Origin of the sequence: Streptomyces sp. NPDC026092 (assembly GCF_040638605.1) — a bacterium.
Taxonomy (GTDB): Bacteria; Actinomycetota; Actinomycetes; order Streptomycetales; family Streptomycetaceae; genus Streptomyces.
Map to the genome: position 1 here is coordinate 15,726 of NZ_JBEZYN010000011.1, position 19,836 is coordinate 35,561.

The 19,836-nt window shown below is 69.6% G+C and carries 15 protein-coding genes and 1 pseudogene; 7 read left to right on the forward strand and 9 right to left on the reverse strand.

The window, feature by feature from the left end:
- Window positions 1-46: 46 nt before the first annotated feature.
- Complete coding sequence (locus tag AB0F56_RS19310; protein WP_362010954.1) at window positions 47-1,051, forward strand: 4-hydroxy-3-methylbut-2-enyl diphosphate reductase; 1,005 nt, start codon at window positions 47-49, stop codon at window positions 1,049-1,051.
- Between the two features lie 107 nt (window positions 1,052-1,158).
- Window positions 1,159-1,911: a polyphosphate--glucose phosphotransferase gene (gene ppgK, locus AB0F56_RS19315; RefSeq protein WP_362010957.1), complete on the forward strand. Its 753-nt coding sequence runs from the start codon at window positions 1,159-1,161 to the stop codon at window positions 1,909-1,911.
- 36 nt (window positions 1,912-1,947) lie between these two features.
- Here the strand turns inward: ppgK and AB0F56_RS19320 are convergent, their stop codons facing one another.
- On the reverse strand, window positions 1,948-2,499 hold the full coding sequence (locus AB0F56_RS19320; protein WP_362011449.1) for a DUF6542 domain-containing protein: 552 nt from the start codon (window positions 2,497-2,499) through the stop codon (window positions 1,948-1,950).
- A gap of 332 nt (window positions 2,500-2,831) precedes the next feature.
- Here AB0F56_RS19320 and ychF point away from each other — a divergent pair, with 332 nt between their 5' ends.
- Complete coding sequence (gene ychF / locus AB0F56_RS19325; protein ID WP_362010960.1) at window positions 2,832-3,920, forward strand: redox-regulated ATPase YchF; 1,089 nt, start codon at window positions 2,832-2,834, stop codon at window positions 3,918-3,920.
- Between the two features lie 133 nt (window positions 3,921-4,053).
- On the opposite strand, the gene AB0F56_RS19330 is transcribed toward ychF, so the two are convergent.
- The 4 genes and pseudogenes from AB0F56_RS19330 to AB0F56_RS19345 all read right to left on the reverse strand — a co-directional run bounded on the left by AB0F56_RS19330 (window position 4,054) and on the right by AB0F56_RS19345 (window position 6,574).
- Window positions 4,054-4,317 (reverse strand): type II toxin-antitoxin system RelE/ParE family toxin, encoded by a 264-nt coding sequence (locus AB0F56_RS19330; RefSeq protein WP_362010962.1) that lies wholly within the window; start codon window positions 4,315-4,317, stop codon window positions 4,054-4,056.
- Window positions 4,310-4,579, reverse strand: a complete 270-nt coding sequence (locus tag AB0F56_RS19335; protein WP_007266282.1) for a type II toxin-antitoxin system Phd/YefM family antitoxin — start codon at window positions 4,577-4,579, stop codon at window positions 4,310-4,312. Before AB0F56_RS19335 ends, AB0F56_RS19330 begins: the two co-directional genes overlap by 8 nt.
- A gap of 199 nt (window positions 4,580-4,778) precedes the next feature.
- Window positions 4,779-4,844: pseudogene (locus AB0F56_RS19340) on the reverse strand (Uma2 family endonuclease); the annotation flags it as partial.
- A gap of 92 nt (window positions 4,845-4,936) precedes the next feature.
- Window positions 4,937-6,574 (reverse strand): PucR family transcriptional regulator, encoded by a 1,638-nt coding sequence (locus AB0F56_RS19345; RefSeq protein ID WP_362010966.1) that lies wholly within the window; start codon window positions 6,572-6,574, stop codon window positions 4,937-4,939.
- 238 nt (window positions 6,575-6,812) lie between these two features.
- Here AB0F56_RS19345 and pucD point away from each other — a divergent pair, with 238 nt between their 5' ends.
- Together pucD and AB0F56_RS19355 are read left to right on the forward strand one after the other, a co-directional pair.
- The gene (gene pucD, locus AB0F56_RS19350; RefSeq protein WP_362010969.1) at window positions 6,813-9,218 is read left to right on the forward strand and encodes a xanthine dehydrogenase subunit D; all 2,406 of its coding nucleotides are present in this window, start codon (window positions 6,813-6,815) and stop codon (window positions 9,216-9,218) included.
- Window positions 9,219-9,314: 96 nt separating this feature from the next.
- The gene (locus tag AB0F56_RS19355; protein WP_362010972.1) at window positions 9,315-11,039 is read left to right on the forward strand and encodes an AAA family ATPase; all 1,725 of its coding nucleotides are present in this window, start codon (window positions 9,315-9,317) and stop codon (window positions 11,037-11,039) included.
- Window positions 11,040-11,053: 14 nt separating this feature from the next.
- Here AB0F56_RS19355 and AB0F56_RS19360 read toward each other — a convergent pair whose 3' ends face one another.
- The gene (locus AB0F56_RS19360) at window positions 11,054-14,002 is read right to left on the reverse strand and encodes a hypothetical protein (protein ID WP_362010974.1); all 2,949 of its coding nucleotides are present in this window, start codon (window positions 14,000-14,002) and stop codon (window positions 11,054-11,056) included.
- A gap of 60 nt (window positions 14,003-14,062) precedes the next feature.
- Between AB0F56_RS19360 and AB0F56_RS19365 the strand changes: the two genes are divergently transcribed.
- Complete coding sequence (locus AB0F56_RS19365) at window positions 14,063-14,626, forward strand: hypothetical protein (protein ID WP_362010976.1); 564 nt, start codon at window positions 14,063-14,065, stop codon at window positions 14,624-14,626.
- Between the two features lie 63 nt (window positions 14,627-14,689).
- Complete coding sequence (locus AB0F56_RS19370; RefSeq protein WP_362010978.1) at window positions 14,690-15,217, forward strand: hypothetical protein; 528 nt, start codon at window positions 14,690-14,692, stop codon at window positions 15,215-15,217.
- A gap of 55 nt (window positions 15,218-15,272) precedes the next feature.
- Here AB0F56_RS19370 and AB0F56_RS19375 read toward each other — a convergent pair whose 3' ends face one another.
- Genes AB0F56_RS19375 through AB0F56_RS19385 form a run of 3 tightly spaced genes read right to left on the reverse strand, consistent with a single transcriptional unit; the run spans window position 15,273 to window position 19,822 of the window.
- The gene (locus tag AB0F56_RS19375; protein WP_362010981.1) at window positions 15,273-17,009 is read right to left on the reverse strand and encodes a TraM recognition domain-containing protein; all 1,737 of its coding nucleotides are present in this window, start codon (window positions 17,007-17,009) and stop codon (window positions 15,273-15,275) included.
- Between the two features lie 14 nt (window positions 17,010-17,023).
- Window positions 17,024-19,135, reverse strand: coding sequence for a peptidoglycan DD-metalloendopeptidase family protein (locus AB0F56_RS19380; protein WP_362010984.1), 2,112 nt, complete (start codon window positions 19,133-19,135; stop codon window positions 17,024-17,026).
- Between the two features lie 6 nt (window positions 19,136-19,141).
- Window positions 19,142-19,822 (reverse strand): hypothetical protein, encoded by a 681-nt coding sequence (locus AB0F56_RS19385; RefSeq protein WP_362010987.1) that lies wholly within the window; start codon window positions 19,820-19,822, stop codon window positions 19,142-19,144.
- Window positions 19,823-19,836 lie beyond the last annotated feature (14 nt).

The window sequence follows — 19,836 nt, forward strand, 5'->3', positions numbered from 1 at the left end:
CGCCGGGCCGCAGCCGTCGCGAGCTGTGTTCGTACGCACCCTTACGATGGGACGCATGACTGCGACGCCCGCGACCCACCGCCCGAAGCGTGTCCTCCTCGCCGCTCCCCGCGGCTACTGCGCGGGTGTGGACCGTGCCGTGATCGCCGTGGAGAAGGCCCTGGAGCAGTACGGCGCGCCGATCTACGTGCGCCACGAGATCGTGCACAACAAGTACGTCGTCCAGACCCTGGAGCGGAAGGGCGCGATCTTCGTCGACCAGGCGACCGAGGTGCCGCCGGGCAACATCGTGATGTTCTCGGCGCACGGCGTGGCCCCGACCGTGCACGAGGAGGCCCGCGAGGGTCGCCTGAAGACCATCGACGCCACCTGCCCGCTGGTCACGAAGGTCCACAAGGAGGCGGTCCGGTTCGCCAAGGAGGACTTCGACATCCTCCTGATCGGCCACGAGGGCCACGAGGAGGTCATCGGCACCTCCGGCGAGGCCCCGGACCACATCCAGCTGGTCGACGGCCCCGAGGACGTCGCCAAGGTGGAGGTGCGCGACCCGTCCAGGGTGGTCTGGCTGTCGCAGACCACGCTCTCGGTGGACGAGACGATGGAGACGGTGGACGCGCTGAAGGAGAAGTTCCCGCAGCTGATCTCCCCGCCGTCCGACGACATCTGCTACGCCACGCAGAACCGCCAGCTCGCCATCAAGGAGCTCGCGGGCCAGGCCGACCTGGTGATCGTCGTCGGCTCGAAGAACTCCTCGAACTCGATCCGCATGGTCGAGGTCGCCAAGCAGGCCGGCGTCCCGGCCGCGTACCTGGTGGACTTCGCGAGCGAGATCGACGAGGCATGGCTGGAGGGCGTCACCTCGGTGGGCCTGTCGTCGGGCGCGTCCGTGCCGGACGTCCTGGTGCAGGAGGTCCTGGAGTGGCTCTCGGAGCGGGGTTACGTGGACGTGGAGATCGTCAAGACGGCCGACGAGTCGCTGACGTTCTCGCTGCCGAAGGAGCTCCGGAACAAGGACCTGCGCGCGGAAGCGGCCGAGCTGACCAAGGAGTAGCAGGTCAAGAAGGACCGGCTCACGGAGCACCGGCTCAAGGAGTAACGGCTCCGGGCTCGGGAGCCGTTCGAGGAGTCACTCCGCGCTCGAGCCCTTACCGTGGGTTCATGAACGTCTTCGGAGTGGACATCGGCGGTTCGGGCATCAAGGGCGCCCCCGTGGACCTGGAGCGCGGCGAGCTGGCCGAACCCCGCCACAAGGTACTGACCCCGCATCCCGCCACACCCGACGGTGTGGCGGGATGTGTCGTCGAGGTCGTGGAGAACTTCGGCTGGACCGGCCCGGTGGGCGTCACCTTCCCGGGCGTGGTCACCGGTTCGGTGATCCGGACGGCGGCCAACGTCGACAAGGGCTGGATCGACATGGACGCGGGCAAGCTGCTCCGCGACCGGCTCGGCGGCCTCGAGGTCACGATCCTGAACGACGCGGACGCGGCCGGCATCGCCGAGATGACCTTCGGCGCGGGCCGGGGCCGTAAGGGCACCGTGATCCTGCTGACGCTCGGTACGGGGATCGGCTCGGCGCTCTTCGTGGACGGCCGGCTCGTGCCGAACACGGAGCTGGGCCACCTGGAGCTGAAGGGCCACGACGCGGAGAAGCGGGCGTCGACGAAGGCCAAGGAGGACGAGGACCTCAGCTGGGAGCACTGGGCGACGCGTCGCCTCCAGAAGTACCTGGCGCACGTGGAGATGCTGTTCTCGCCGGAACTGTTCATCATCGGCGGGGGAGTGAGCCGGAAGGCGGACAAGTTCCTGCCGCTGATCGAGGACATCAGGGCGGAGATCGTGCCGGCGGAGCTGGAGAACAACGCGGGGATCGTGGGCGCGGCGATGGCGGCGGGCAGGCGCCTGCAGTCCTAGCTGCAGGCGGGGTCCGGCCCTCGGCGCCTCGCCCTCCTAGGGAGCGCCCCGCTGCTGAGCCGCGGCGGGGCCCTTGCCGGTCACACCGGCACCGGCACCGGCACCCTTCCCCCCACCGGAACGATTCCTCGCCCGTGCGGCGACGGCGCGCTGACGGCGCCCCATGTCGCGTACCTTCCGGACGCTGGTGATCAGACCGGCGACGAGGGTGCCGCCGTACAGCCACCCGGCGTGCACGGCGAGGGCGGTGACGACGGCCATGGCCTGCCCGCCGAAGCCGCCGGAACCGCCGGAGATGGGCACGACGCCGACGGCGAAGGCGATGGGCACGCTGATGGGGGCCGAGACGAGGTCGGCGGTGCGGACCCAGAGCGCGGTCAGGGCGCTGACGGGCAGGAACAGGAGCCCGTAGACGAGGGGCGAGCCGTCGAGGAGCAGCCAGTCGAGGAAGCCGAGGACCAGCATGGTGGCGGAGGCGAAGAGCCCGGCGCCGAGGCCGGTGAGCCGGGGGTTGGGCAACCGCCGGAGGGCGAGGACGAAGGGCGCGACCGGGGCCGCGGGCCGTCGTACGGGAACGGTGACGGGCACGGGCGGCCCGACGGGCGCCCCGGAGGGCGTGGCCCGCTCGACCCGGCCGCGGCCCGGGCGGGCGGCGACGCGGTAGACGGCGGCGCCCTCGACGAGTGCGCCGGGCGGCGTGACGGGGTTTTGCGGCCGCCGGCGGCCTTGAGGCTGACTTGTCCGTTGCTGCTCCACTACACCAACGTAGGTCGGGAGGGGGTGGCGGGGCGGCCCAGGACACGCCCTTTGGGTGACGTAGCCGTAGAGAACGGCCGAAGGTCGGCGTCACAGGCCGGTTCGGACCCCCCGTAAACTGGGGGATCGCCCCACCCGCGCACTTACTCCAGAAGGTCGCCACCGTGTCGCTCACGATCGGAATCGTCGGTCTGCCGAATGTCGGCAAGTCGACCCTGTTCAACGCCCTGACCAAGAACGACGTCCTGGCGGCCAACTACCCGTTCGCCACGATCGAGCCGAACGTCGGCGTCGTCGGTGTCCCGGACGCCCGCCTGACGAAGCTGGCGGAGATCTTCAGCTCGCAGCGGGTGCTCCCGGCGACGGTCGACTTCGTCGACATCGCGGGCATCGTCCGCGGCGCGAGCGAGGGTGAGGGCCTGGGCAACAAGTTCCTGGCGAACATCCGCGAGTCGGACGCGATCTGCCAGGTCATCCGCGCCTTCAAGGACGAGAACGTCGTGCACGTCGACGGCAAGGTCTCGCCGAAGGACGACATCGAGACGATCAACACGGAGCTGATCCTCGCGGACCTCCAGACGATCGAGAAGGTCCTCCCGCGCCTGGCGAAGGAGGCCCGGATCAAGAAGGACGTGGCCCCGAAGGTCGCGGCGGTCGAGGCGGCGAAGGAGATCCTGGAGCGCGGCGACACCCTCTTCTCGCAGGGCGTCCTGCAGGGCTCGGACAAGGCGGAGCTCCTCCACGACCTGCACCTCCTCACCACGAAGCCGTTCCTGTACGTCTTCAACGTGGACGAGGACGAGCTGACGGACGACTCGTTCAAGGACGAGCAGCGCGCGCTCGTGGCCCCGGCGGAGGCGATCTTCCTCAACGCCAAGCTGGAGCAGGACCTCGCCGAACTGGACGAGGAGGACGCCATGGAGCTCCTCCAGTCGGTGGGCGCGGAGGAGCCGGGCCTGGCGACCCTCGCCCGCGTCGGCTTCGACACCCTGGGCCTCCAGACCTACCTGACGGCCGGCCCGAAGGAATCCCGAGCCTGGACGATCAAGAAGGGCGCCACGGCCCCCGAGGCGGCCGGCGTGATCCACACGGACTTCCAGAAGGGCTTCATCAAGGCCGAGGTCATCTCCTTCGCCGACCTCGTCGAAACCGGCTCGGTAGCCGACGCCCGCGCAGCCGGCAAGGCCCGCATGGAGGGCAAGGAGTACGTCATGCAGGACGGCGACGTGGTGGAGTTCCGCTTCAACGTGTGATGCATCGAATGGCGCCACGTCGCTGATCTGACAAACGTGCAGTTCAGAAGGGGTCGAGTCCTCCGGGAGTCGACCCCTTCCGCGTCACCGTGCTGGATGGGGGCTGGATATTCTGACGCCGGATCAGCTGGCATCAGGTGTCGTAAACGGTGGAGCGGTGTCCGACGTGCACGACCCACACCACGAGCTCTCCGTTGTCGATCGTGTAGACGACGCGGTAGTCGCCGACCCGTAGGCGACGGCGGTCGGGCTGTGACACGAGTGCCGTGGTGTGGAAACCGAGGGGATCGGTCTCCAGCTCGGTCAACTTGGCCAGGATGCGCAGCGCCATGTCGCGAGGGATCTTCCGAAGTTCGGCTTGCGCCTCGGGGCGGAAGACGGTTCGGTACTCACTCACTGCGCGCCAGCGTCTCCCTCATGATGTCCTCGATCGGGATGCCGGGTGCCGGGTTGGCCATGCGCTCGTCGATGATCCGATTGATCTCGCGCTCTTCCCATTCCTGGTACTTGCGCAGCACCTCGATGGAGACGACGGCGGCGACTTCCTTGCCCCGGCGTGTGATCACTGTGGGTACGTCGTCGCGATCGGCGCGCTCCACGACCTCGGCGAGGTGAGCACGCACATCGCGGATGGACTCTATGGGCAGCGGCTGCGTCATGCGCTCAAGGGTACCGAGTGTCTCATGTGTACACAACGCGTTGCGGGCAGACGTTCGTCGCGGTCGTGCGTGCTGGATGAACACGTACTGTGCTGGATCGGTGCTGGACAAGGGCTCCGAAAACCGCGTTGCCGCCAGGTGGGAGCTCTGTGTCGAACGTTCCGCTTCAACGTGTAGCTGTTTCGCCGGAAGGGGTCGGATCCAGGTCCTCCGCGAACCAGCCTTCCGCGCGTGGCGGGCGCATCCGGTCGGGCAGTGCGGTCATGACTCAAGCCCAGCCATGTGCGGTCGGCGGGGCGGCGCCGATCGTAGGCCCCCGGAGGTGGCCGGCGGCCTCTCGTGGTTCGTGGGCTTGGTTCAGGTGGCTCTCAGGGCTGCCAGGAAGTCCAGTTTGGTTTCCAGGCGGGTCAGGTCGCGGCCTGTGAGTTGTTCTATGCGGGCGATGCGGTGGCGTAGGGAGTTGACGTGGAGGTGGAGTTGGGCGGCGCAGGTGGTCCAGGAGGCGTCGCAGGTCAGGAAGGTTTCCAGGGTGGTCAGGAGGTCCGTTCGGTGGCGGCGGTCGTGGTCGCGGAGGGGGCCCAGGAGGCGGGTGGCGAAGGCCTGGCGGGTTTCGGCTGGGATGAGAGGGAGGAGCGACAGGATGTGTTGGGTGAGGTCGTCGGGGCCCTGTACGGTCACCCGGTCCGGGGCGTCCTGAGCGACTCGTAGAGCCGTACGGGCCTCGTTCAGGGCGCGTTGGGCGTTGCCGGGCTCCGCCACCGGGGTGCTCGCGCCGATGGAGACGCTTTCCGTCGGGCCGAGCCAGCGGGTGAGCGTCGCCGAGAGTCTGCGGTGGAGGGCCGGCAGGTCCAGGGAGGCTGTGGGGACCAGTGTCAGGAGGACGGCCTGGTCCGCGTCCGTGGTGGAGGCTATGTCCTGGGGTGTGATCCGTATCGGGTGCTCTTGGAGCAGGGCCTCCTCCATGAGTACGCGGAGGGCCTCTGGTGGGATGGGGCGGTCCTGGAGCCAGGTGCCCTCGGCCACCACGAACTGGCAGCGCGGCCATGTGTCGACCTGGCTGACCACGCCCTGCGCCGTGCTGCGCAGCCGGACCGGGATCTCCTCCGGTGGGATGCGGCGCCGCATCAGGTCGAGGAGGCGGGTCGCCAGATCGTGGAGTGCCGCCTTCGACCGCTCGTGTGCGGATCGCGCGTCCGTTACCAACTCCACTATGTGGTGCAGGAGTTGTAGGTCCGGTGGCGGCCAGAGTGACGTGTCCGCTTCCACCACTATCAGCCAGTCGCCCAGTTCCTTGGCGGCCTGGGGCCGTTCGCCCGGGGCCTCTATCGGGAAGAGGTCGTCATGCCCCCTTCCTGTCGTGAACCGGTACGGAGCCTGCTCGTGTGCTCTCCGTGCCGCCAGGTATCTCGACGCCAGGGCCGTCGCCGTCCTTGTGCGCAGCAATGGTTCGACCCCTGCCACCTGGCGGCCCGTCGCGGACAGGACGCGTAGGTTCAGGCCTCGGCTGTGGCGCAGGAGCTCCAGTACCGAGCCCGGGGTGTCCTTGGCGGCCAGGAGCTGGCGGTGGCGTTCCACGACGGCCGCCAGGCCGCCGAAGTCCTCGTCCTGCAGGCGGCGCAGGGCGTACTCCGTGATCGTGGCGAACGCCGTCTCCGGGCGCACCGCGAAGAGCGGGAGGCCGTGACGTCGGCAGGCGTGGACCAGGTCGTCCGGGACCAGGCCGTGCTCGACCTCCCCGGCGGCCAGGGCCGTGACGCCCGCTCGGTCCAGGACGCGTACGTACGCCTCCGCGTCTCCGTCCTCGTGCCACCAGGCGAGTCCGGTGAGGACCAGTTCGCCGCCGGTGAGGAAGCGGCCGGGGTCGGCCCGGTCGATGATCGGGACGGCCGTCACGGGGCGGTCGAGGAGTGTCTCGTCCTCCTCTTCCGGGGCCACCAGAAGGCGCAGGCCCAGCTCCTCCACGTCCAGGAGTTCGCGCAGCCGTAGTCGTCGCATGATCGTCAGCTTTGCACGCGGTGGACTTGGTTGGGGAGGTATTCGTGCAGTTCAGCGGCTTGGCTTGGTCGGAACGCATCGTTGTCCACAAGCGCCCCGCCGCGCCGTTCTGAGCGATCGGTGACTGCCTCCGGGTCGTAGCCCCGCTGTCTACTTCTGCGCAGCGTGCCGCGTACGGGGGTCGCGGCTCCGCCTGGAAACCCGAAGAACATCGACAAGAGCATGAGGCGGTCTGATCATGGCTGGGAATCCCACCGGCATCACCGAGGTCACCCAGGGCGACCAAGGCTCCCGGAGCAAGGGCGGCATCGGGGAGTCCACGCTCCGTCCCGACGGCACCCTGAAAGTCACCGGTGAGTTCGCGTACTCCTCGGACATGTGGCACGAGGACATGCTCTGGGGGCAGACGCTCCGTTCCACCGTCGCGCACGCCGAGATCGTGGCCATCGACGTCGCCGAGGCCCTGACCGTACCCGGCGTCCACGCGGTGATGACGTACGACGACCTGCCCGCGCCGATGAAGTACTACGGCATGGAGTTCAACGACACCCCGGTCCTCGCCCACGGCAAGGTCCGGCACCACGGTGAGCCGGTCGCCCTGGTGGCCGCCGATCATCCCGAGACCGCGCGCCGGGCCGCCGCGAAGATCAGGGTCGAGTACAGGGAGCTGCCGGTCGTCACCGACGAGGCCTCCGCCCTCGCCGCCGACGCCCCGCTGGTCCACGAGAACCGCCGGGACTACCACGCCGGTCGCGTCCCGCACCCGAACATCGTGCACCGTCAGCCGATCATCCGCGGCGACGCCGACGCGGCGGCCGGGCGCGCCGACGTCGTCGTCACCGGCGAGTACGTCTTCGGCATGCAGGACCAGGCCTTCCTCGGCCCGGAGTCCGGTCTCGCCGTACCGTCCGAGGACGGTGGGGTCGATCTGTACGTCGCCACCCAGTGGCTGCACTCGGACCTCAAGCAGATCGCCCCGGTCCTCGGACTGCCCGAGGAGAAGGTCCGCATGACGATGGCCGGCGTCGGCGGCGCGTTCGGTGGCCGTGAGGACATCTCGATGCAGATCCTCGCCTCCGTGCTCGCGCTGCGGACCGGCAAGCCGGTCAAGATGGTCTACAACCGGTACGAGTCGTTCTTCGGCCACGTCCACCGGCACCCCGCGAAGCTCTGGTACGAGCACGGCGCCACCAAGGACGGCAGGCTCACGCACATGCGGTGCCGGATCGTGCTCGACGGCGGCGCGTACGCGTCGTCCACGGCCTCGGTCGTCGGCAACGCCGCGTCCCTCTCGGCCGGCCCGTACGTCGTCGAGAACGTCGACATCGAGGCGGTCGGCCTCTACACGAACAACCCGCCGTGCGGCGCGATGCGCGGATTCGGGGCCGTCCAGGCGTGTTTCGCGTACGAGGCGCAGATGGACAAGCTCGCGGCGAAGCTCGGCATGGACCCGGTGGAGCTGCGGCAGATCAACGCCATGGAGCAGGGCACGATCATGCCGACCGGCCAGGTCGTGGACTCCCCGGCCCCCGTCGCCGAGCTGCTGCGCATGGTCAAGGACCGTCCGCTGCCGCCCGGGCACCAGTGGGAGGTCGCCGACGGCGAGGCCGATGTACGCGCGCTGCCGGGCGGTCTGTCGAACACCACCCACGGCGAGGGAATCGTCCGCGGGGTCGGCTATGCGGTCGGCGTCAAGAACGTCGGCTTCTCGGAGGGCTTCGACGACTACTCCACCGCGAAGGTACGCCTGGAGGTCATCAACGGCGAGCCCGTCGCGATGGTCCACACGGCCATGGCGGAGGTCGGCCAGGGCGGCGTCACCATCCACGCGCAGATCACCCGCACCGAGCTCGGCGTCCAGCAGGTCACCATCCACCCCGCCGACACCCAGGTGGGTTCGGCCGGTTCGACCTCGGCGGCCCGCCAGACGTACATGACCGGCGGCTCCGTCAAGAACTCCTGCGGGCTCGTGCGCGAGCGGGTGCTCGAGATCGGCCGGGGCAAGTTCGGCTCGTACGTGCCCGCTTGGGCCGAGGACGGGCTGCTGCTCGAGGGCGGCAAGGTCGTCACCGCCGGCGGCGAGGTCCTGGCCACCCTCGCGGACGTCCTGGAGGACGAGGCCGTGGAGGTCGAGGCGGAGTGGCGGCACCGCCCCACCGAGCCCTTCGACCTCGTCACCGGCCAGGGCGACGGGCACGTGCAGTACTCGTTCGCCGCGCACCGCGCGGTCGTGGAGGTCGACACCGAGCTGGGCCTGGTCAAGGTCGTCGAACTCGCCTGCGCCCAGGACGTCGGCAAGGCGCTCAACCCGCTGTCGGTCGTCGGCCAGATCCAGGGCGGTACGGTCCAGGGCCTGGGTGTCGCGGTGATGGAGGAGATCATCGTGGACCCGAAGACCGCGAAGGTGAAGAACCCGTCCTTCACGGACTACCTGCTCCCGACGATCCTCGACACACCGACGATCCCGGTCGACTACCTCGAACTGGCCGACCCGAACGCGCCGTACGGAGTCCGCGGCATCGGCGAGGCGCCGACGCTGTCGTCCACCCCGGCGGTCGTCGCGGCGATCCGGAACGCGACCGGCCTCGAACTCAACAGGACGCCGGTCAGGCCGGAACACCTCATCGACCTCATCGGCCTCTGACGCCCGTCGGTTACGTCGGATACGTCTCCTGCTTTCTCTGCCCCTCGTCGTCGATGATGCTGTCCGTAGGCAACCGATGACAGCGGGGGAACCGTCGTGACGGATACGCACGTGTCGTGGCGTTCGATGAGGAAGTGCGAGCAGGCGTGGCTCGAAGGCGTCACGCAGCTGAGGATGCGTAACTGGGCCGCTGCCGCCGACGCCTTCAGTTCGGCCATCGACCACAATCCGCTGGCCGCCGACGCCTGGCTCGGGCTCCACGCCACGGGGATCAACCAGGGCCAGGCCATTGAGGCGATGCACGACGAGGCGCGTTCCTTCGGCGTCCTGCGCACGAAGCTGCAGAGACGGCTGGTGTCGCGGTTCCGGATCGGCCGGTACGTGACCTTCCGGCTGGAGACCTCCCGCGACCTATGGCTGGCGAGGGCGGCGAAGTACCTGGACGACGGTCTGCTCGACGCGGCGGGGAGCATGCTCTCCCAGGCCGTACTCGACTGCGACGAGACCCGCTTCGTCTGCGCGCGGTACGCCCTCCTGGCGAAGCGCTGGCCCCTCCTGCTGTCGTACGCCGAGGGCATCCGGGACCCGCACCTGCGCGACGAGTCGCAGCTCTACGTCGCCGCGGGCCTCATCGCCCAGGGGGTCTGCCACGAGGCCCTCAACGTGCTCGACCCGCTCCCTCGGGCGCTGGCGAACGACGCCGGATTCCTGGGGGAGTTGGCGTATCTGCGGGGGCGGGCGTACGAGGAGCTGGGGCGGGCGGAGGAGGCGCTGAAGCAGTTCCAGACGGCGTTCCGGTACAGCCCAGGCCTGGCCGATGTGGCCCAGCGGGCGAACGCGGTGGTTCCGCGGGCGGAGCGCGTACCCGCCGCCGAGGACGGTGGTGGTGGGCCGGCTCAGGCGGCCGGGCGTTCGTCCGCTGCCGGCGGCCTGACGGAGGAGGAGCGTGCCGCGTTGCTGGAGGAGGCGATGGCCGAACTGGAGGCGATGATCGGCCTCGCTCCCGTGAAGCGGCAGGTACGCGCGCTGTCGGCACAGTTGAGGATGGCGGTGGTACGCAGGGGCCAGGGGCTGGCCGCCTCGCCGGCTCCCCTGCACCTGGTCTTCGCGGGGCCGCCCGGCACGGGCAAGACCAGCGTGGCCCGTGTCGTCGGCAAGATCTTCGCCGGGCTCGGCCTGCTGGACCGGGGCCACGTCGTCGAGACCCAGCGCGTCGACCTCGTCGGGCAGCACTTAGGAGAGACGGGGATCAAGACGTCCAGGGTCATCGACGAGGCCCTGGACGGTGTTCTCTTCATCGACGAGGCGTACGGCCTGTCCAACACCGGCTACTCGGGCGGCGACGCCTTCGGCAAGGAGGCCCTGCAGGTGCTCCTCAAGCGGGCGGAGGACGACCGGCACCGGCTCATCGTGGTTCTGGCGGGGTATCCGGACGAGATGGCCGCGCTGCTGTCCAGCAACCCGGGCCTTGCCTCGCGCTTCAACACCCGGGTGGATTTCCCCTCGTACTCCGCCGACGAACTGATCCTGATCGCGAAGTCCTTCCTCGACGGCCAGGGTGACGTCCTCACCGAGGACGCGGAGGTCGCCCTGCGAACGTCCTGCGAGCTGGCCGTCACCCGGGACCTCGTCGACCCCCTCGGCAACGGCCGCTTCGCCCGCGAACTCGCCCGCAAGGCGTCCGCCGCCCGTGACCTGCGCGTCTACGACCTCCACGGCAGCGCGGGAACCCCGTCACCGGAGGAGGTCACGACGCTCCTGATGGCCGACATCACGACCGCGTACCGCGAACTCGCCGAGAGCGTCCCGCCGGCGGTGTGACCGACCGGGACGTCTCAGTCCCCCAGCCCGGGCCCCCGGTTCGGCCCTGAGCGCTGCTGGTCCGGGGGCGCCTGCTGGGGCTGCGTGGGGGCCGAGACGCTCCGCCTGCCGGTCACCTGGACACCCGGCAAGAACTGGTGCCCGGGGCGTGGGGCCTGGGGGGCGGGTGCGGGGGTGGGGGCCTGCGTGGGTGCCGGGGCCGCGGGGACCGGGGGTGCGGGCGGCCTCTGCTGCGGAACGGTGGCGGTGGGCTTGGCCTGCGGCGGGGGCGCGGCGCCCTCCTTCTCGGTCCCCTGCTGCTGGGGCGTCACGCCCCGTTCTGTGGCTGCTTCCTGCTGCTGGGGCGTCACGCCCCGTTCTGTGGCTGCTTCCTGCTGCTGGGTCGGCGCCGCCGGGCTCGGGGAGTTCGAGGGCCCGTCCGCGGCCGTGGCCGGCGTCGAGAGCTCCGGCCGCTGCCAGCGGAGCGGGATTTTCTGAATCCTCTGCACGGCGTTCTCGTTCCCGGCCTGTTCCGCGGCCACCGCCCTCGCCCGGAGCGCGCTCTGCCGGGCGATGGGGGAGAAGCCGGGCGAGGCGTTGCCGGTCTCGGCGGGCAGGGCGCGGCCGCCCATCTCGTTCAGCTGCTGCTGGATGCCCGACTCGGGGGCGAACACCTCGCGCGGAAGCTGCCAGGAGGCGGCTCCGTCCACGTCGACACGGTGTTCCTTGCCGTCCTCGGTACGGAAGGTCAACCCGTAGCCGATGTACTGGTCGTCCTGGTCGAACATCAGGTCGCCGGAGACCCGTCCGCGGTTGTCCCGAACCTGGTTCGCCAAGGTCTGCACGGCGGGGGGAAGGGGGTTGGTACGGCCGAGGCAGGCGACGTAGCCGTCGCCTTCGAGCACCCTTTCCGGATCGCCCTCGTTCTCGCCCGGGTATTTCAGCCGGAACGACGTTCTGCCATCCTCGCCCTGGAAGGTTTCGATGGCGCCCACGCGCCCGGGGACGAAGTTCAGGCGGTCCTTGAACTCCTCCCGCATCTGCGGGAACTGCACCTGGTGCTCCAGCGCCGGCGGCGGTGCCCCACCGATGATGGTCACCTTCGCGTTCGGGTTCTCCCGCAGGATGATCTCCGCGTTGGCGACCCCCGTCCCGCCGGAACCGGCGACGATCCAGTGCTCGGCGTCCGCCGGGTCGAAGCGGTTCTCGGCGACCTCGTCGCCCATCAGCACCCGGCCAGGGGCTGCCTCCCTCGCCGACTCCCACTTCTCGGTGGCATCCAGCGTCGTGAAGCAGCCTTCCAAGCGCCGCTTGACGGGCCCTTCCCCCAGCCCGTCGAACAGGGCCTCCCGGAGATTGGAGGAGTTGACAGCGGCGAGGACCGTCGCGGCGTCGGCCGCGTCCCGCTCGGCACTGGTGAGCTGCTTCCGAAGCTCGCTCGCTCCGGCGACACTCTGCCCTTCGAGCACTTGGAGACGCTCGCTGATAAGCCGCACGGCCTCACTGCGGCTCTCCACGCCCGGCCCGAGTTCGCCGTTGTCGCGCACGATTCCGGGGACCACTTCGGGGGTCAGACCGGTCGCGACATTGGGGGTACCTTCGACCCGCACCAGCAGAGGTGGCCCGGGGCGCTCGCTGCCGTCCCTGTTGAAAGCCTGCGCCTCGGCGAGCAGCGTGCCGTTCCCGTCGAGCTTCAAGTGGGCGCGGCCGTTCACCACGTCGCCCCGGGTGGCGAGTTGGTCCTCCCAGAGGCGTACCGCGGCAATGGAGATGCGGTCGCCGGGCTCCTCGACCCCCTGGTACGGGTCGACGCCCATCCATTGCGCCAGGTCCCGGTCCTGGTCCGCCGACTGCACGATCCCCTTGCCGGGGTCCTTGTGCCAGCGGCCCACGGCGTCGATGAGCAGGGCCTGATCGTCGCGCCCGGACAGGCTCGCGCCTCCGCCGATCGTCACCTTGCGCTGCGGGATCTCGCCCGCCGCGTTCTGCTTCTCCACCGTCTGCGCGGCAATCTCAGCCATCTGACCGCGGTAGTCCGCCCACTGCTCCGAGGCCGGCTCCACCTGCTCGCGGGGGAGCGGTACGCCGTTCTGGTCGTAGCCCGGCATGGGCATGGTGACTTCGCGCCGCCCGATGAACGCCTCGACCTGCCGCTGCGCGACGACGGCCGCTTCCCGGGAGGCCTGGAGCGTGGCGGCGTCGGTGGGGTCGAGTTGTTCGATGGGGCGGGCGAGCTGGTCGACGAGAAGACCGGCCTCTGAGGAGAGGAAAGGTGCCGACGCCAGGAGCCGTCGCCGCGCGGCCCTGTCCTCGGCCTGGAACGCGGCCTCCTGGGTCATGGGCGACACGGCGCGGAGGCCGCTGTGGTCGAGCAGGGCGGAGAGTTCGAAGCGGGCCTCTGCTCGCTCCTGATCGGACAGATGAGGCGCGGCAGCACGGTCGGCGAGCCAGTTCAGTTCGCCGATCCGGCCGTGGTCCCGACTCGACAGCTCGAGCCGATCACCGATGTCGGCCCCTTGCTCCAGAAGGCTCTCGCGTACCGGTGCCAAGCCCTGGCTCGACCGGTCCCGTGCGGCGACGAGCTCACCCACCTCGTAGGCGAGTACACGCGTCATGTGCTCCTGAGGAAGACCGTCGGAGAACTGAACGATGTACTGGTCCGTCGTCGTGTTCGTCGCCAACTGGGCGACCAGACCCGTCGGCATCGGTATGGAGTCCAGCCAGAGGGCCGCCATGGCCTTGCCTTGGGAGTCCTGGAGGGCCAAGTACTCCCGCGGGGTTCGCTCCTCTGTCCAGGCGGGGTCGAGCGAACCGAAACGATCACGCAGAACCGCCGACGCCACCTCGCGCAACTCGCTTCGGGCCGCCGCCACCAGCGTTGCCTGGTGTGCCCGCCGCTGTTCTTGGAACTCCTCGGAGGAGACTCCCTCGGCCCCCGCCGCAAGCGTGTCCGCCAGCAAGCGTGGATCGATCGAACCGTCCACGTGATGCCCTCCCCCGTGCTCTTCACGCCAAAATCATCGAACAACCCTTAGAATCTTGCCATGTTGACAGCTCGCTCATCGTTCGAAGCACATCTCTACATGGACCTGCACCGCTGTGCGGAGTGCGGTTCCGGCGACTTCGATCGTCAGCACCGGCTGGAGCAGCACGGCGATGACTTCGTGGCCGTGTACGAGGGCGCGTGTCGGCAGTGCGGAGCCCTTCGCCGCTTCGAATTCCGCATGGCGGAGGAGATTCCGCCGCCTCCGCCCGCCTTCGGCGGTTCCGAACCCTCGCAGATCCTCGACCCGGGGGAATTCCTCGATGTTGCGTTTCGGATCTCCGAGTCCACAGGACTTCAGCTCCTCAACTCTCCTGAGTCCGAGCATCACAAGCTGCGCGATTCAATGGTCTACTGCATCGCGGCGTTCGAGGAAGTTCTGAAGTTCATTCCGCCCGGTCAGGATGAGGTACCGGTCGGTGCCTTCACCTCGGAGGCGGGGTTGGACCGGTACAGGCAGGACCCGGGGAAGTTCAGTCGCCGGCTGATCGACATCTACCTCAAGAACGCCCGTGCGGTCCTGGCCGACATCGACCACGTCAGCTCTCCTGACACCCGCCAGTAGGCCTCGGCCCGGAGGGGGATTGCGATGTTGACAGCTCGCTCATCGTTCGAAGCACATCTGTACATGGATCTGCACCGCTGTGCGGAGTGCGGTTCCGGCGACTTCGATCGTCAGCACCGGCTGGAGCAGCACGGTGACGACATCGTGGCTGTCTACGAGGGCGCTTGCCGGCAGTGTGGGGCGACTCGTCGTTTCGCGTTCCGTATGGCCGAGGAGATTCCCCCGCCGCCGCCAGCCTTCGGCGGGTCTGAGCCGTCACAGATCATCGACCCTGGCGAGTTCGCGGAGGTCGCCTTCCGTATCTCCGAATCCGCTGGGATCCAGCTTCTCAACACTCCGGAATCGGAGCATTACAAGCTGCGGGACGCGGTGGCCTATACCGTCGCGGCGTTCGAGGAGATGCTGAAGTTCCTGCCGCCGGGTGAGGACTCCATTCCGGCCAGCGCGTTCACCTCAGAAGTGGGTAAGGCTCGCTACGAGCGCGACCCGGGCAACTTCGACCGCGACATTCTGGAGATGACCGTTCGGCGCGCGCGTGCCGTGCTCGACGACATCGACGAAGTCAGCCGCCCCCCGCACACCCCCCAATAGCCGCAGGGCGGCGAGGCCCTCGGCCCCGCCGCCCTGGATCACGAGCCGGCGTCCCTCAGCGCTTCGCGCCCGGGTCGTATGTCGCGAGCGAGGCCTGGACCGACTGGGCGTAGGGGCCCTCCCACCAGGGAATCGTTTCGACCAGGACCGGCTTCGTGCCGGAGGCGAGGACCAGGGCTCGGCCGGGGGGCATGGAGCCCAGGTCCGAGACGTGGAGGACGCGTTCGCGGCGGACGGACTCGTTGACCGTGCGGTTGCCCGACCAGTGGCCGTGCTCCGACTCGCGGGTCGTGGAGTAGTCGCGGTGTTCGTACTCGCCCGCCAGGTCCGAGAGGTCGCCGAGGAAGCGGGTGTCCGAGACACCGCCGCCGTACACGCGGATGTTCGCCGCGGACCACAGCTTCTCCATGCCGCGGTCGCCCCACACCTCGACGCCCTGCGCCCAGGACTGCAGGATCGTCATCAGGATGATGCCGCGCGAGCCGTAGTGCGAGTACAGGTCGGGCAGGGCCCGCCAGCGGCAGACGTTCGCCGCCTCGTCCAGGACGCCCACCAGGGGCTGAGGGAGGCGGCCGCCGCGCTGGGTGGTCGCGTACTCCTCGGCCGCCTCGACCGTCGCCACCGTCAGGGCCGTCACCAGCGGGCCCGCCGAGTCCGTGCCCTCGCGGGACAGGGAGTAGAGGGTGCCCCGGCTGCGGACGAACTCGTGCGGGTTGAACTGCGGGCGGGTGTCCTGCTGGTCGAGCGGCGTGACCCACTTGTTGATCTCGGGGTTGATCAGGCACGACGCCATCTGCTGGGCCACGCCGTAGATACCGCTGCGCTGCTTGTCGGGCGCCGTGAGCACGCCGTTGAGCGCGTCCGCCGGCATCTCGTGGCCTGCGCCGCGCAGGATGCGCTCCGGGGTGTCGTCCTTGGGGTTGGCGAGCCAGGTGTAGACCTGGGTGATCGGTGCGTTCGCCGTGGCGGCCGAGAGGAGCAGGTTGGCCAGGAGGTCCTGGCCGGCCGGGTCGAAGTACGCGTCCGTGGAGGCGTTCGGGTCGCGCGAGCCGGACGCGAAGTGGTCCGCCAGCTTGCGGGCCTTGGCGACATCGGTGACGTACGAGAGCGGGTTCCACCACCACGCGGGCGGCTCCGTCGCCACCTGCTGCGGGTCGAACACCCAGACCGGACCGACGGCCTCGCGCGGTCCGCGCGTGGCGTCCACGATGTCCCGCTTGTTGGACGTGACCAGCACCGCGCCCGGGCCGTCGAGGATCGCCGGGATCGCGCGGCGGGTCGTCTTACCCGTACGCGGTCCCCAGATGTCCACGTGCATGTCCTCGAAGGAGCCGAACAGCGGCTGCTTGCCCTTGACCGAGCGGCCGATGAACACGCCCGGGACCCGGCTCATCACGCCGAGCCGCTCCGCGGTCGCCGCCGCGCCCTTCATCGTCAGCTTGCCCAACTGCTCGCCCTTGGCGAGGTGGCCGGCGGCCGCGTCGACGTCCGGCTTCCGCTTCGCGCGCTGACGCAGGCGGTACGCCCAGAGGGCGAGTACGAGGACCAGGACGGCCTCGCCGGCCGCCACCGCGCTCGCCGCGCTGCCCGGCCAGGCGTAGTCGCCCTTCGCGAGGGCCACCGTGAACGAGAAGGGGTTGCCGGGCGGGGGCGGCGCGTCGTCGAAGGACGCACCGAGGTACGCGGCGCCCCACGCACCGCACAGCAGCACCAGGACGACGGCGACGAGACCGACTATCTCGTACGTCCAGTCGTCTTCGGCGCGTGGTCTCTTCTTCTGCTCAGCGGACATGTCTCGGACCTTTCTTACGCATGCTCATCGCCGTTGCCGCCGGCCTCGCCCGGGTTGGTGCCGGCCGGGATCGGGACCCGGTAGACGCCGGTGATCTGGCCCATCACGTCCCAGGTGCTGAACTCGACGTTCTTGCCGGTGCGCGGCGCGTGCAGGACCTTCTTCCCCTTCGGGTCCCAGATGAGCCCGACGTGCTCCGAGCCCCTGGGGCCCGGCCGGAAGAAGATGATGTCGCCGGGTTGTGCCTTGCTGAGATCGACCTTGTACGCGGCGAGCTTCTTCTCCTGCTCGTACGTCACCGATCCGATGTTGATCTTGCCGCGGCTCGCCTGGTAGTACGCCCACTGCGTGAAGCTGGAGCAGTCGAACGACACCGGGTTGTCGCCCTGGAGGCGCGGCGCGCCCCACACGTACGGCCGGCCGATGCCGCGCTGCGCCCAGCCGAGCGCCGCCCGGACCACGGGGTCGTCGGAGTCGGGCAGGACGCCCGTGATGCCGGCGCCGTCGGGCGCGACGGGGGTGCCGCCGCTGCCCTCGGCGCAGTTGGCGTACTCGGCGTCACGGCCGTCGCCGCCGCCGGGCGCGGTGCCGTAGTCGGGGTTGGCGGTGATCTTGCCGTTCAGCCAGTCCTGGGGGTCGACCATGCCGGGGCCGTTGTCCTGGCCGCCGACGAACGGGTTGTCGACACCGGGGACGCGGACCTCCCAGTGCAGGTGCGGACCGCTGGTGTTGCCGGTCATGCCGACGGCACCGATCTGGTCGCCGCGCTTGACCTGGTCGCCGAGCTTGACGTTCCTCGTGGACTGGTGGGCGTACTGGGTGATCACGCCGTTCGCGTGCTCGATGTGCGTCTCGTTGCCGTACGCGCCGCCGGAACCCGCCTTGACGATCTTGCCGTCGGCCGGGGCGTAGATGGCCGTGCCGACGGGGGCGACCAGGTCGAGGCCGGTGTGGTAGCCGAGGCTCCACATGCCGCCGCGCTGCTTGTACTTTGCGCCTACCTGGTACGTGCCCTGCTTCAGCGGCCACTGCCAGTCCTTGCCGGTCGAGGGCGCGTCCGGGTCGGGAGCGGGGGCTGCGGGGAAGGCCGCCAGGGACATGGGCACGGCCTCGTTGAAGCCGCCCTGTGCCGCCATCGCCTGGGTCGTCGTACCGCCGTCGCCGTTCAGGGGCGGCGTGGACCAGGAGCGGGCGGGGGAGGAGGCGATGCTGAGCGCCGTCGACGGGTCGGCGTTGTTGCCGACCGGCTCCGGGATGTCCGACTGCTGGCCGAGCGTGGGGAAGTTCGGGTTCTTGTCGACCGTCTGCTTCAGATGCGCGTACCAGTCCTTGATCAGGTCCTTGTCGCCCGTCAGGTTGCCCCGGTAGCGGGCGGCCTGGGTCAGGACGACGCGCATGTAGATGGTGTTGCTGGGGCGGGAGCCCGAGTACCGCATCAGCGCGTTCCAGGCGTTGGTCTCCGCCTTCATCGCGTGCAGGAAGTTGGCGGCGGCGAAGGCCGCGTCGTCGATGTTGTAGAGGTCCTTCTTGCCGTCACCGTTGCCGTCGGCGCCGTAGTCGGTCCAGGCGGGAGTACCGAACTGGAGGATGCCCATGTACCCGGCGCTGTTCTTGCCGCCGGGCGCCGCCGACGGGTCCTGCCCGTACTTGGTCTCCTGGTACATCTGCCCCACGATGAGCGTCCAGTCGAGCCCGTCGTAGCGGGCGGCCGCGCGCATGGCGGCGAGGATCATCCTCGGGGGTATCTCGTTCCGGGCGGTCGCGCTCGGCAGGTACATCTTGCCCGCGGGCACGATGGGGGAAGTGGCGGCCGCGTTACCGGTGTTGCCGGCCTCGGCGTTCTCGCCGTAGTCGCCGCAGGCTGCCGCAGCCGTGCCGCCGCCGATGCCACCGACAAGGCCGGCAATCATGATGAGGATGATGAAGCCGACGCCACCGATCGGCAGCAGACCGCCCGCGCCCAGGAGCAGCCACAGCTTGAGGTTGCCCTTCTTCTGGCCGCCGGGGCCGCCCTGTCCTCCACCGCCGCCTTGGCGCGCGGCCTGGGCGACGTCCTTGGCGGCCTTCGCCGCCTTGGCGACCTTCGCCGCCTTGGCGGCGGCCGCGAGCACGGCAGGAGCCACCATCGGCGCTTACCCTCCTGCCTGGTCGGACGTGCCGACGTTGCCGAGGCCGTAGATCGACACGTTGGACACCAGCCAGGAGCCACCGTGGGTGCCCTGGACCGTCACGAGCCAGGAGTTGGTCTCCGTACCGGTGTTGCGGCCGTCCTCGCTGCGGGTCGCGGTCACTTCGACCAGGCTGGAGAGCGTGATGCCACTGCCGTTGACGAGATCGTCGGCGACCATCGCGTCGCGGAGAACGGTCGCCTTGCCGCGCGAGGCGCATTTGGCGGCCACGCAGGTGTCCCAGGCCTTGCCGGTGGGGAGTGCGGTGTCCTGCCGCAACTGCCGGTCCTCCGTGGTCAATACGAGGAGCGGCGCCGCCCAGGATGCGTTCTTGTCGGTGTGCGCGTAGGTGTTGAGGCCGACCATGTAGTCGGACATGACCTTGTGCGCGGCGGCGGCCTCGGCTGGGGCGAGGATCGGCTTGACGGCGCCCGCGTCGGACACACCACCCTTGTTGTCGGAGGATCCGGACCCGGAACTCCCCCCAGCGGGCGCGGAGGGCGCGGTCGAACCCTCGGACTTCTCGCCGGACGTGTCTTCGTCTCCGTTGAAGAGGGTCAGCACCACGAGGGCGCCGACCATCAGGAGCCCCAGTACCGCCAGGGCGAGTGCCGCATTTCGCTTGTTGTCGGCGGGTGACTCCACCGTCCCGGGCCTCC

Bases quoted from the DNA above. Each gene is read 5' to 3' on its own strand.
- AB0F56_RS19310 (WP_362010954.1), top strand. From the start codon at position 47: ATGGGACGCATGACTGCGACGCCCGCGACCCACCGCCCGAAGCGTGTC.
- ppgK (WP_362010957.1), top strand. From the start codon at position 1,159: ATGAACGTCTTCGGAGTGGACATCGGCGGTTCGGGCATCAAGGGCGCC.
- AB0F56_RS19335 (WP_007266282.1), bottom strand. From the start codon at position 4,579: ATGACGCAGCCGCTGCCCATAGAGTCCATCCGCGATGTGCGTGCTCAC.
- AB0F56_RS19345 (WP_362010966.1), bottom strand. From the start codon at position 6,574: ATGCGACGACTACGGCTGCGCGAACTCCTGGACGTGGAGGAGCTGGGC.
- pucD (WP_362010969.1), top strand. From the start codon at position 6,813: ATGGCTGGGAATCCCACCGGCATCACCGAGGTCACCCAGGGCGACCAA.
- AB0F56_RS19365 (WP_362010976.1), top strand. From the start codon at position 14,063: ATGTTGACAGCTCGCTCATCGTTCGAAGCACATCTCTACATGGACCTG.
- AB0F56_RS19370 (WP_362010978.1), top strand. From the start codon at position 14,690: ATGGATCTGCACCGCTGTGCGGAGTGCGGTTCCGGCGACTTCGATCGT.
- AB0F56_RS19375 (WP_362010981.1), bottom strand. From the start codon at position 17,009: ATGTCCGCTGAGCAGAAGAAGAGACCACGCGCCGAAGACGACTGGACG.
- AB0F56_RS19380 (WP_362010984.1), bottom strand. From the start codon at position 19,135: ATGGTGGCTCCTGCCGTGCTCGCGGCCGCCGCCAAGGCGGCGAAGGTC.